General features: G+C 65.6%; 9 protein-coding genes. 5 read left to right on the forward strand and 4 right to left on the reverse strand.

The features are described 5' to 3' along the window. Positions 1-115 precede the first annotated feature (115 nt). Entirely contained in the window at positions 116-1,777 is a 1,662-nt protein-coding gene (locus FLO80_RS08850) for an acyl-CoA dehydrogenase family protein (RefSeq protein WP_188078248.1), read from the forward strand. Between the two features lie 104 nt (positions 1,778-1,881). Here FLO80_RS08850 and FLO80_RS08855 read toward each other — a convergent pair whose 3' ends face one another. Together FLO80_RS08855 and bcoG are read right to left on the reverse strand one after the other, a co-directional pair. Beyond that, positions 1,882-3,357 (reverse strand): carnitine 3-dehydrogenase, encoded by a 1,476-nt coding sequence (locus tag FLO80_RS08855; RefSeq protein WP_111366341.1) that lies wholly within the window; start codon positions 3,355-3,357, stop codon positions 1,882-1,884. 141 nt (positions 3,358-3,498) lie between these two features. Beyond that, positions 3,499-4,413, reverse strand: coding sequence for a 3-dehydrocarnitine:acetyl-CoA trimethylamine transferase BcoG (gene bcoG / locus FLO80_RS08860; RefSeq protein ID WP_111366338.1), 915 nt, complete (start codon positions 4,411-4,413; stop codon positions 3,499-3,501). Positions 4,414-4,500: 87 nt separating this feature from the next. Between bcoG and FLO80_RS08865 the strand changes: the two genes are divergently transcribed. Next, a complete protein-coding gene (locus tag FLO80_RS08865) occupies positions 4,501-5,469 on the forward strand; it encodes a GlxA family transcriptional regulator (protein ID WP_246156620.1) in 969 nt (322 codons plus the stop codon). Positions 5,470-5,534: 65 nt separating this feature from the next. On the opposite strand, the gene FLO80_RS08870 is transcribed toward FLO80_RS08865, so the two are convergent. After that, the gene (locus FLO80_RS08870) at positions 5,535-5,987 is read right to left on the reverse strand and encodes a GNAT family N-acetyltransferase (RefSeq protein WP_111366333.1); all 453 of its coding nucleotides are present in this window, start codon (positions 5,985-5,987) and stop codon (positions 5,535-5,537) included. A 334-nt stretch (positions 5,988-6,321) separates the two neighbouring features. Here FLO80_RS08870 and FLO80_RS08875 point away from each other — a divergent pair, with 334 nt between their 5' ends. Further along, positions 6,322-9,789 carry an indolepyruvate ferredoxin oxidoreductase family protein gene (locus FLO80_RS08875; protein ID WP_111366331.1) on the forward strand — a complete coding sequence of 1,156 codons (3,468 nt, stop codon included), beginning with the start codon at positions 6,322-6,324 and terminating at the stop codon, positions 9,787-9,789. 40 nt (positions 9,790-9,829) lie between these two features. Here FLO80_RS08875 and FLO80_RS08880 read toward each other — a convergent pair whose 3' ends face one another. Then, positions 9,830-10,618, reverse strand: coding sequence for a helix-turn-helix transcriptional regulator (locus FLO80_RS08880; protein WP_111366328.1), 789 nt, complete (start codon positions 10,616-10,618; stop codon positions 9,830-9,832). An 87-nt stretch (positions 10,619-10,705) separates the two neighbouring features. Between FLO80_RS08880 and FLO80_RS08885 the strand changes: the two genes are divergently transcribed. Together FLO80_RS08885 and FLO80_RS08890 are read left to right on the forward strand one after the other, a co-directional pair. Next, positions 10,706-11,785: an ABC transporter ATP-binding protein gene (locus FLO80_RS08885; RefSeq protein WP_111366325.1), complete on the forward strand. Its 1,080-nt coding sequence runs from the start codon at positions 10,706-10,708 to the stop codon at positions 11,783-11,785. Next, a complete protein-coding gene (locus FLO80_RS08890) occupies positions 11,785-12,708 on the forward strand; it encodes an ABC transporter permease (protein WP_111366323.1) in 924 nt (307 codons plus the stop codon). The genes FLO80_RS08885 and FLO80_RS08890 overlap by 1 nt, the downstream gene beginning before the upstream one ends. The last annotated feature ends 45 nt before the right edge of the window (positions 12,709-12,753 follow it).

Raw genomic sequence — 12,753 nt, forward strand, 5'->3', positions numbered from 1 at the left:
TGAACAAAACGCACCGTCAAAAAGGCATTTATATTGCGCTGCACCTGCGAAATGACTAAATACGCCGGGTGACAGGAAAGGGACCCGAACCATGCCGAAGGATTCGCCAAACGCCATGAGAGATACCGTCATCCTCCCCGATCTTCTTGACCTGACCGGCGCCGCCATCGCCCCCGCCGAGGCCATGCTCGACAAGGCCACCGAGGCCCTGCGCGAGATGGTCACGGATGAGGGCCGGGTATCGGCCACGCTGATCGAAGCGCATCAGGGCGCGGCGCACGGGCTGGCCTGGCTGGCGACTTACGTCGAATCCCTGCGCCAGATGCAGAAATGGGCCGAACGGGTGCGTGACGCGGGCAAGTTCGGCGAGGTCGAACAGTTGATCCACCAGATCGCGTTCAGCGAATATCTCTGGCAGATCTATGGCGGCATCCAGATGAACCAGGGCGAGATCGTCCGGCTTCAGGACATGGGCCTTTCGCAGGACGACATGCGCGCGCTGATGGCGCCGGAGGTCATGACACTGACCCAGCAAGGCAACACCCAGGCCGCGCGCGTGCGCCTTGTTGAGTTGATGCAGGAACGTGCCGCCGAAATCACCGTGGGCGCCACCGGGCTCGATGACGAGCTTGAAATGATCCGCGAGCAATTCCGCCGCTACGCGCTGGAAAAGGTCGAGCCCTTCGCCCATGACTGGCACCTCAAGGACGAGTTGATCCCGATGGAGGTGATCGGGGAACTGGCCGAGATGGGCGTGTTCGGCCTCACCATCCCCGAGGAGTTCGGCGGGCTTGGCCTTTCCAAGGCGTCGATGGTCGTGGTCTCCGAGGAGTTGAGCCGGGGCTATATCGGCGTGGGTTCCCTTGGCACGCGCAGCGAGATCGCCGCCGAACTGATCCTCGCGGGCGGCACCGACGCGCAGAAAGACCACTGGCTCCCGCGCATCGCCAGCGGCGAGATCCTGCCCACGGCGGTCTTTACCGAACCCAATACCGGCTCGGACCTGGGCAGTCTTCGCACCCGCGCGATCAAGGATGACAACGGCGATTACCGCGTCACCGGCAACAAGACATGGATCACCCATGCCGCGCGCACCCATGTGATGACCCTGCTGGCGCGCACCGACCCCGACACGAGTGACCATCGTGGATTGTCGATGTTCCTGGCCGAAAAGACACCGGGCACCGACGACACCCCGTTCCCGAGCGAAGGAATGACCGGCGGCGAGATCGAGGTGCTGGGTTACCGGGGCATGAAGGAATACGAGCTTGGTTTCGACAATTTCCACGTGAAGGGCGAGAACCTTCTGGGCGGGGTCGAGGGCCAGGGCTTCAAGCAGTTGATGAAAACCTTCGAGGCCGCCCGCATCCAGACCGCCGCGCGCGCCATCGGCGTGGCGCAGGCCGCGCTCGACCAGGGGATGCAATATGCACAGGACCGCAAGCAATTCGGCAAATCGCTGATCGAATTTCCGCGCGTCGCCTCGAAACTCGCCATGATGGCGGTCGAGATCATGGTGGCCCGGCAACTGACCTATTTCAGCGCCTGGGAGAAAGACAACGACCGCCGCTGCGACCTCGAGGCGGGGATGGCCAAGCTCTTGGGCGCGCGGGTGGCCTGGGCGGCGGCGGACAATGCGCTGCAAATCCATGGCGGCAACGGTTTCGCGCTGGAATACAAGATTTCGCGCATCCTGTGCGACGCCCGCATCCTCAACATCTTCGAGGGCGCGGCCGAAATCCAGGCCCAGGTGATCGCGCGCCGCCTGCTGGGATAGTTGAGCGCTGCAATTTATGGTGCGCCCGGAGGGGGCTTTGCCCCCTCTGGCTGCGCCATTCACCCCCAAGGTATTTCGCGGTCAGATGAAACGCGGGGTGTGGTTCAACGTGCTGCCCCGATCCCGCGTCCCAGCGCCTCGGGCGCGGGCAGCGCCGCATGCGCCTCGGCCAGCTTGACCAGCGCCGCCTCGACCTGCGGTGTGGGCGGCTCGGAGCGGCGCGTTTCAAGGTTCACGTGCAACAGGAAATGCTCGCCTGTGGCCACCAGCCGCCCGCCCGCGCGCATCTCGTGGAACAGGCGCATCTTCTTGCCTTTGCCCTCGATCACCTGCGTTCGGATATCGATCACCTCACCGGCCTTCGATTCGTCGATATGCCGGATATGGGTCTCGGCGGTGAAATAGCTCTGGCCAGCGGCGATATAGTCGGCATCGCAGCCGATCATCTGCATCACCCGGTCGGTCGCATCGGCAAAGGCTTCGAGATAGCGACTCTCGGTCATGTGGCCGTTGTAATCGAGCCATTCGAGCGGCACCGCGCGGCGCGCGCTCAGCACCGGCTGCGACAGGTCGCTCAACTCATCCATATGCCGCACCAGCCCCGAGGCCGGTTCGATCCTGTCGTCATGCGCCTTTTGCAACGCCCCCGCGCCCCAGTTCTCGCGGGAAAGCGCGCGCAGGATGCCCACGAGGTTGGCATCGCGGATGCGCTCCAGCTCACGGATTGAATGCGCGCCCGATTGCGCGTCGGATTGATCCGCGATGGCATCGATCAGATCGTCGGTCAGGTCCGGCACGTCCATGAGCTTCGTCCAGGGCCATTTCAGGCACGGCCCGAACTGGGCGATGAAATGGCGCATCCCCGCTTCGCCACCGGCCACGCGATAGGTCTCGAACAGCCCCATCTGCGCCCAGCGCAGGCCAAAGCCATAGCGGATCGCGTTGTCGATCTCCTCGGTCGTGGCGATGCCGTCGCGCACCAGCCACAGCGCCTCCCGCCACACCGCTTCGAGAAAGCGGTCGGCGACATGAGCGTCGATCTCGCGGCGCAGGTGCAGCGGATACATGCCGAGCCCGGTCAGGATCTCCTTGGCCCGGTCCACCCTTTCGGCCTCGTTGGCCTCGGTCGTCACCAGTTCGACCAGCGGCAAGAGGTAAACCGGGTTGAACGGATGCGCCACCACCACCTGCCCGGGCCGCGCCAGCCCCGCCTGCAATTCGCTCGGCTTGTAGCCAGAGGTGGACGAGCCGATCACCGCGCCCTCCGGTACATGCGCCATCAATTCGCCATAGACCTTCTGCTTGAGGTCAAGCCGCTCGGGCACGCTCTCCTGCACCCAATCCGCCCCCGCGACCGCCTCGGCGATGGTGTCGTGAAACGTCACGCTTCCCTCTTGCGGCAGCGCCACGTTGCCCAGCCCCGGCAGCGAGAGGCGCGCGTTCTCCATCACCTCACCGATCTTGCGTTTCGCCTCGGGGTCGGGGTCGAACACCCGCACCTGCCAGCCGTTCAACGCGAACCGCGCCGCCCATCCGCCACCGATCACGCCCCCGCCGATAATTGCCGCTATCTTGCCCATTGCCTCACCTTTCCTTCACCGGTCGCCGGTCACGCGCCGCACAAACCCGCTCTTTCATCTTGCCCAAAATACTCCGGGGGTGGCGACAAAACGCGACGCGTTTTGCGCCTTGGGGGCCGCGCCCCCATCCCCGCCCGCGTCTCAGCCCGCCGGGGCGCGCTTGACCAGCCCGAGCTTCTCGCGCACCTCTTGCGGGCCGATCACCCGCGCGCCCATCCGCTCGACGATGCCCGCCGCGCGCTCGACCAGTTGCGCGTTGGTGGCCAGAACGCCCTTCTCCAGCCACAGGTTGTCCTCGAGCCCGACGCGCACATGGCCGCCCGCCAGAACGCTCGCCGCGACATAACCCATCTGGTTGCGCCCCAGCGAGAAGGCCGAGAAATTCCAGTCCTCGGGCACGTTGTTGACCATCGCCATGAAGGTGTTGAGATCGTCGGGCGCACCCCACGGCACCCCCATGCAAAGCTGCACCAGCGCGGGCGCATCGAGCACCCCATCCTTCACCAGTTGCTTGGCATACCACAAATGCCCGGTGTCGAACGCCTCGATCTCGGGCTTGACGCCCAGCGCGGTCATCATCCGGCCCATCGCCTGCAACATGCCCGGCGTGTTGGTCATCACGTAATCGGCCTCGGCGAAATTCATCGTCCCGCAATCGAGCGTGCAGATCTCGGGCAGGCATTGCTTGATATGCTCGACCCGCTCGGCCGCGCCGATGAGATCGGTGCCCGCCTCGTTGAGCGGCAGGGGCCGCTCGGGGCTGCCGAAGGTGATGTCGCCGCCCATCCCGGCGGTCAGGTTCAGCACCACGTCGACCTCGGATTCGCGGATGCGATCGGTCACCTCGCGGTAATAGTCGAGGCGGCGCGACGGCACGCCGGTTTCGGGATCGCGCACATGGCAATGCACCACCGCGGCCCCCGCGCGGGCGGCGTCAATGGCGCTTTCGGCGATCTCGCGCGGGCTGCGCGGCACATGCGGGCTCCGGTCCTGCGTGCCGCCCGATCCGGTCACGGCACAGGTGATGAAAACCTCGCGGTTCATGGTCAAGGGCATGGACGACTCCTCTGTATCCGTCTGTTTCGTATCGGCGCCATTATTCCCCGGCTTGGCAGACAGCATTTGATGAAATACGAAGCAGACATGACAAGACTCGCAGAACCCCCGCTCACCGCCGCGGTGCTTGTGCTGGACGATTGCAACATGCTCTCGCTCGCCGCGACGGTCGATCCGATGCGCGCCGCCAACCGCCGCGCGGGGCGGCGGCTGTTCGACTGGGCCTATCACACCGCCGGGGGCACGCCGGCGCGGCTTACCTCCGGGCTGGCCGTTCCGGGCGCACCCATCGGGCGGCTCGACCGGGCCGATCTTCTGGTGGTCGCGGCGGGATTCAACCTTGAAACCCATGCCACGCCCGCGCTTCTGGCGTCACTCCGGCGGCTTGCGCCGCGCTGCGGGGCGGTGGCCGGGGTCGATGGCGGAAGCTGGATCATGGCCCGCGCCGGGCTTCTCGACGGGCAGGCCGCGACCACCCATTGGGAGGATCTCGACGCCTTTGCCGCGCGGTTCGATGCGCTCACCGTTCTGCGCCAGCGCTTCGTTGTTTCTGACAAGTTCATGACCGCAGGGGCCGCCATGCCCGCGCTCGACATGATGCTGGGGCTGATCAGGACGCAGTTCGGTGCCGGGCTGGCACGCGACGTGGCGGGGGCCTTCCTGCATGACCCCGCCCCCGGCGCGAACCAGCCCCAGACCCCCCATTCCGGCCCCGCGCTGGCCCGGCGGCACCCGCCGGTCGCACAGGCGCTGGCACTGATGGGCGCGCATATCGAGACCCCCCTGCCCGTGGCCGAGATCGCACGCCGCCTGCACCTTTCGCCGCGCAGCCTCGAGATGCATTTCGCCCGCGCGCTGGGCCAGTCGCCGAAATCCGCCTACCTGGCGCTGCGCATGGCCGAGGCATGGCGGCTGGCGCTCGAAACCGCCATGCCCGTGCAGGAGATCGCGCTGGCCACCGGCTTTGCCTCGCAATCCGCACTCTCACGCGCCTTCCGCGCCGCGCACGGCACCTCGGTCCGCGCCCTGCGCCGTGCGCGCCGCGGGGCAGGCTGAGGCGCAAATCCCTGCCGCCGCCGGTTGCGCATAGCGGCGGCTGGCAGGTCATCCTGTCGCTTGCCTCAACGCGCCAGTTGCAAATGTGCATTCTCGAGCGGTAGCCCCTCGTCATCGTTGGCGCGGCGTGAAACCTCGACGAATCCAAGTCCCTCGTAGAACCGGACGGCGCGCCGGTTCTGGAGGTAAACCTCCAGCGAAAGTTTTCCCTTCCTTTCAAGCGCATGGGCAATCAGCTTGCGACCGATCCCCTGCCCTTGCTGGCCCGGGGCGACGAAAATTCCGCCGATGAACGACTCCAGCAAGCTTATGAAGCCGACCGGTTCCCCCAGACGAACCGCCACCCATGTTTCGGAGTTGGGCAAATATTGTTCCTCGATCAGCCGTCGCTGTTCGAGAAGCCGCCGCTTTCCGATAAAGGAATGGGCATCGAGGGACGCATCAAGCCAGATGCGCGATAGTTTCGTGGTATCCGAAGCCGCGTCAAAGGGCCGGATCATCACATCGAGATTCTTCATGAGAACTCCACAGAAAAGATTGTGCAAAGAGGATCGGCACCATCAGGTGCCGGGCAATACCGCCAAATGCGGTCCAGTCGAAGCCTCTGTGCATCAATCTCCTTCTGTTGCTGCACACATGGTAAGGCGCTTGGGCCGGGGGATCAATGACCGCATTGGCCCTGCCCCCCGTCCTTGCCTCGACACCGTGCAGGCGCAGAGCGGGAGCCCCCAACCTCCCCGCACGTCGCAAGGTTATATCGCCAAAACGACGCGATCTGGTGGACGGCGGCCCCAACTGCCCCTACCCTTCGCGCGATCCCGACCGGGACGTGCGACAGGAAGGACCAGACCGATGCTCGATTCGCCCACCCAGAAACGCATGGATTTCACCCTCTCCGACCGGCTCACCGCCGAAGAGGGCTGGGTCTACATGACCGGGATGCAGGCACTGGTGCGGCTGCCCATTCAACAGCGCAAGCGCGACGCGGCGGCGGGATTGAACACCGGCGGCTATATCTCGGGCTATCGCGGTTCGCCCATCGGGCGCTATGACATGGACCTCTGGCAGGCCGCGCCCCAGCTCAAGGCCCACAACATCGTGTTCCAGGCCGGCGTGAACGAAGACATCGCCGCCACCGCCACATGGGGCAGCCAGATGGTCGGCCTCTTTCCCGGCGCAAAAGTCGAGGGCGTGTTCTCGATCTGGTATGGCAAGGCCCCGGGCATGGACCGCGCGATGGACCCGATCCGCCACGCCAATTTCGCGGGCACCAACGAAAAGGGCGGCTCGCTCCTGCTGGTGGGCGACGATCACGGCGCCAAATCCTCGACCGTGGCCTGCTATTCCGATTTCAACTTCGTTTCGGCGGGCATCCCGCTCTTTGCCCCCGCCAACGCGCAGGAGGTGCTCGATTACGGGCTGCACGGCATCGCGCTCTCGCGCCACGCGGGCTGCCTTTCGGGCATGAAACTCGTCACCGACGTGATCGAGGGCGGTGGTTCGGTCCATGTCTCGCCCACCGCGCCCGAAATCACCCTGCCCCCGCGCGACAAACGCTTTGGCATCTCGGCCTATACCCCGGTGATGGAACAGGAACGCGCGCTTTACGACGCCCGGATCGGCCAGGCGCTGGCCTATATCCGCGCCAACGGGCTCAACCGCATCTCGGGGGCCGAAAACGCCCGCGTCGGTGTCGTCGCGGCGGGCAAGGCGTGGCAGGATCTGAGCCAGGCCCTGGGCGAAATGGGCTATGACGGACAAGCCCTCGCCAACATGGGGCTGCGCCTTCTCAAGGTCGGCGTGGTCTGGCCGCTCGACCAGGAGATCGTCAAGGACTTTGCCCAGGGCCTCGACACGATCGTGGTGGTCGAGGAAAAGCGCCCGCTGCTCGAAGACCAGATCCGCAGCGCGCTTTACGGTCACGACAGCGCCCCGCGCATCATCGGCAAAAGCTTCAACAGCCATATCTATGCCGCCGACCCGGGCGAAACCGCCTTTCCCAATTTCGGCGAGATCGACCCCACCCATATCCGCGGCGTGCTGACCCGCACCATCAAGGAAATCGACCCCGCCGTCCCGATCAGCACCCCCAACCAGCCCACGGATGCCCCGATGCTGGGTGGCGGTGCGATCCGCATGCCGTCGTTCTGCGCCGGCTGCCCGCATGGCCGCTCGACCCAACTGCCCGATGGCAGCCGCGCATTGGCGGGCATCGGTTGCCACACCATGGCGGTGATGCGCGACCCGCTCAAGACCAACTCGATCACCCAGATGGGCGGCGAAGGCGCGGCCTGGCTGGGGCAGTTTCCCTTCACCGGCGAAAACCACGTCTTCGCCAACATGGGCGACGGCACCTATTTCCACTCGGGCTACATGGCGATCCGCGCCGCCGTGGCCTCGAACGCCAACATCACCTACAAGATCCTGCATAACGGCTTCGTGTCGATGACCGGCGGTCAGGCGGTCGATGGCGAGATCGACCCGCTGTCGATCATTGCCCAGCTCAAGGCCGAAGGCGTCGGCGCCATTGCCCTCGTCGCCGACGAGCCCGAGCATTACGACGGCAAACCGCTTCCCGAAGGCGTCACGCTCCACCACCGGACCGAGCTTGACCTCGTTCAGCGCGAAATGCGCGAGCGTCGCGGCGTCACCGCGATCATCTATGACCAGCCCTGCGCCACCGAACGCCGCCGGTTGCGCAAGCGCGGCAAATGGGAAGACCCCGACAAGCGGGTGTTCATCAATTCGGATGTCTGCGAAGGCTGCGGCGATTGCTCGACCGTGTCGGGCTGCATGGCGATCGAACCGCTGGAAACCGAGATGGGCCGCAAGCGCAAGATCAACCAGTCCTCGTGCAACAAGGATTTCTCCTGCGTCGAGGGCTTCTGCCCCAGCTTCGTCACCGTCTCGGGCGTGAAGCCCCGCAAACCCGACGTGGCCGATGTCACCATCGACGCCTCGCGCCTGCCCGAACCGCCCGCCCGCTCGGTCGAAACCTCCTGGGCGGTGCTGGTGTCGGGCATCGGCGGCGCGGGTGTGGTGACCGTGGGCCAGACGCTGGCCGTCGCCGCGCATGTCGATGGCTGGTTCTCGTCCAATCTCGACATCACCGGGCTGGCGCAGAAGTACGGCGCCGTGCATTCGCATATCAAGATGGCCCGCACCCCGGACGACATGACCGCCACCCGCATCGCCACCGGCGAGGCGGACGCGCTCATCGGGTGCGACCTCGTGGTCGCGGCGGGCGACGAGGCCCTGTCCAAGCTTGACCTCAACAGCGCCACCGCCGTCACCGACATCACGGTGGTGCCGACCTCGGACTTCGCCAAGAACCCCGACTGGCAACTCAACGGTGACGAACAACTCGCGCGGATCACCCGGCTTCTGGGCGACCGGGCGCGCGGCCTCGATGCACAGGGGCTGGCGGCGAAACTGCTGGGCGATGCGGTCTATGCCAACATGCTGCTGGTCGGCGCCGCGTGGCAACAGGGCGGCCTGCCGCTCTCGCATGCCGCGCTGATGCGCGCGATCGAACTCAACGGCGTGAAACCCGCCGAGAACCGCCGCGCCTTCGACCTCGGTCGGCTCGCCATGGCCGAGCCGGGCACCGTGGCCGCGATGCTGCGCGCGGGCGAGGCGCCGGTCGATCTCTCGAACCGTCGCCCCAAGAGCCTCGACGAGGTGATCGCCCATCGCAGCGCCGAGTTGACCGACTATGCCAACGCCGCGCTGGCACGGCGCTATACCGACATGGTGGAGCGTGTGCGCAAGGCGACACAGGCCGCCGGGCTGGACGACGCCCCCGCCATGGCCGTCGCGCGCTATTACTACAAGCTGCTCGCGGTCAAGGATGAATGGGAGGTCGCGCGGCTTTACACCCGGCCCGAATTCACCAGGTCCCTGCGCGAAAGCTTCGAAGGCACGCCGGAGCTCACCTTCTATTTCGGCGCCTGGCCCTTTGGCGGCGTGGACGAGACCACCGGCCAACCGGTCAAGGGCGCGCTTTCGGGCAAATGGGCGCTGCGTGCCTTCGGATTGATGAACCGCCTGCGCGGGCTGCGCGGCACCCTCTTCGATCCGTTCCGCAACTCGGACGAGAACCGCCTCGCCCACCGGCTGTTGCAGGAGTACGAGGCCGATATCGACTTTGCCCTCGCCAATCTCTCGGCCGAGAAAGCCGACCCCATCACGGCCCTTCTGTCGCTGCCTGAACATATTCGCGGCTATGGCCACGTGCGCGAACGCCACGCGGGCGATGTCGAGAAGAAGCGCGCCATGCTGCGGTCGAGGATCACCGGCAAGGCGGCGCAAGCGGCCTGACCGACCCGTTCCGCGCGCGGGCAGGCCGGGGCGTGGCCGCCTAGCCGCCGAGAAGCGGCAGCATCAGGTTGAAAAGCTCGGCTTGTGAGCTGATCGCGCATTTGCGGTATAGCTGCTTGCGGAACACCTTGACCGTTTGCGGGCTGATCCCGAGCCTGAGCCCGATCGATACCGAACTGTGACCCTGCAGGATCAACAACGCCACCTCGGCCTGTCGCGGCGAGAGCGCGATTCCATGCGCCTCTTTCAGCGAATCAATGAGCCGCCGCGTCACCCGCGCCTCGGAATATTCGCCCGGACCGGCCAGTTCGCTCCATTGCCGCTCGGCCAGTGCCACAACAATAGGCGAAAGATGATCGGCGCGGATGATCTCGCGCTGGGTGAAGCGGCTGTTGGAACTGCGGTCCCGCCCGAGGCAGACATGCAGGCTCACCCCCGCCCCCGGATAGGCGACGAAGGCCAGCTCGTCGACCAGCGTCGTGGCCGCGTAATAGTCGAGGAAATAGGGGTTGCGGTGGAACTGGTCGGGCGCGATATCGGTCAGCCGGTAAACCCCGCGCGCCGCCCGCCGTCGATGCAATTCGTGAAAGGGATCAAGCAGATAGGCCCCCTTGAGATAGGTGCTTTCCATGTTGCGGTGCACCTCGCTCGCCACCGCGCGGGTCAGGATCGCCTGCGGCGCGCGGCTCTGGAAATAGGCGATGACGGTGACATTGTCATGCCGCAGCTCGGCCCCGAGCCAGCGCGCCAGCGCCCGGGCGAACCCGTCGCCGCCCAGCGCCGCGATCGCCTCGCCCAGCCGTTTTTCCGCCTCGCCCAGCACGCCCATGCCATACCACCCCGGGGGTATATACCCCCCTAACCGACTGCCGTTAACATTCTATGGCAAATCAGGGGGTATGAGAAAGGGAAAACCGTGGCCCAAAGCCAAGGCGCCGTTGCGGTCGATATCGACGACGTGACCAAACTCTATGGCAACTTCACCGCGCTCAGCGCCGTGTCTTTGGCCATTCACGACAACGAGTTCTTCACCCTTCTGGGCCCGTCGGGCTGTGGCAAGACCACGCTGCTGCGCTGCATCGCGGGGTTCGAGGACATTTCGCAAGGCGCGATCCGGCTTTACGGCGACAATATCGCCGACCTGCCTCCCAATCATCGCCCGGTGAACACCGTGTTCCAGCAATACGCGCTGTTCCCGCACATGGATGTCACCCGCAACGTGATGTTCGGCCTGTTGCGGCTCGGCCGATCCGAGGCCGAGGCCCGGGCGCGCGCCGGCGAGGTGCTCGAACTGGTGCGCCTGTCGGAATTCGCCAACCGCATGCCTGCGCAGCTTTCGGGCGGTCAGCAACAGCGCGTGGCGCTGGCCCGGGCGCTGGCCCCAAACCCCAAGGTGCTCCTGCTCGACGAGCCGCTTTCGGCGCTCGACCTCAAGCTGCGCCAAGCGGTGCGGCTCGAATTGCAGCAGCTCCAGCACGAGACCGGCATCACCTTCATCTTCGTCACCCACGACCAGGAAGAGGCGCTCACCATGTCCGACCGGATCGCGGTGATCTCGGACGGAAAGGTGCAACAGGTCGGCAGTGCCCGCGACATCTATGAAGAGCCCGACAACAAGTTCGTGGCCGATTTCATCGGCGAGACCAACCTCATCGACGTGAGCGTCGCCGAGATCGCGGGCGACAAGGCGCTCTGCACCCTGCCCGGCGGCACCCGCTTCACCTGTCCGGCGGCGCGCGGGGCGCATTCCGGGCAGGGCCACCTTTCGGTCCGCCCCGAGCGCGTGTCACTGGCCGATCCGGCGGGGGCGCTGCTGACCGGCACGGTCACGCGGCTCATTTATCTCGGCACCGACATGCATGTCGACATGCGCCTGTCGGACGGCGAATCCATCACCGCGCGGGTGCAGAACTCGTCGCAGACGACCATTCCCGCCATGGGCGACACCGTGGGGCTCGATTTCGAGGAAGGCGCGGCGCGCCTCCTGGTGGACTGATGGCAGGCGGAATCGGATCAGGCCCGGGCAAATCGGCCCGCACTTACGCGGGTTTCGGCGTGCCGCTCATCCTTCCGGCATGGCTCGTCATCGGCATTTTCCTCGTCGTGCCGATCGGGATCATGCTGGTCTATTCCTTCCTCACCAAGGAGTTTCGCGGCGGCGTGATCTGGGAGTTTTCGCTCGCCGCCTATGACCAGTTCTTCTTTGATCGCGGGCTGTTCGGGGATGATCCGCCCGAAATCGAATGGACCTATATCCTGATCTTCTGGCGCTCGATCTGGCAGGCGGGGCTGGCCACGTTGCTCAGCCTTCTGATCGGCTTTCCGACCGCGTGGTTCATCGCCACGCGCCCGGCCGCCACCCGCACGATCTGGCTTTTCCTGATCACCGTGCCCTATTGGGTCAACCTGCTCATCCGCACGATCTCGATGAAATTCCTGATCCGCGACAACGGCCCGCTCAACACCTGGCTGCTCGACGCCGGGATCATTTCCGACCCGATCCATGTCGTCAACACATGGGTGGCGGTGCAGTTGGGGCTGTTCTATTCCTACCTGCCCTTCATGGTGCTGCCGATCTATGCCGCCGTCGAGCGTTACAATTTCGCCCTCTCCGAGGCGGCGGCCGATCTTTATGCCTCGCGCTTCGTCACGCTCACGCAGGTGATCATCCCGGTGGTGAAACCGGGCATCATCGCGGGCTGCATCCTTGTCTTCGTGCCCTCGCTGGGCTCGTTTCTCGCGCCCGACCTTCTGGGCGGGGCCAAGAATTTCATGATCGGAAGCCTGATCGACGAACAGTTCAAGGGCGCGGCGGGCAACTGGCCGTTCGGCGCGGCGGCGGCGATGATCCTGCTCTCCATGGTGCTGCTCGTGCTGATCTTCTATGCGCGCAGCCAGGCGAAAGGAGAGGCGCGATGACCGGCACGCGCGCACCCCGCCCGAACCCGGAGGCCCCGGGGCAAG

This window comes from Aquicoccus porphyridii (assembly GCF_008369105.1).
Lineage (GTDB): Bacteria > Pseudomonadota > Alphaproteobacteria > Rhodobacterales > Rhodobacteraceae > Aquicoccus > Aquicoccus porphyridii.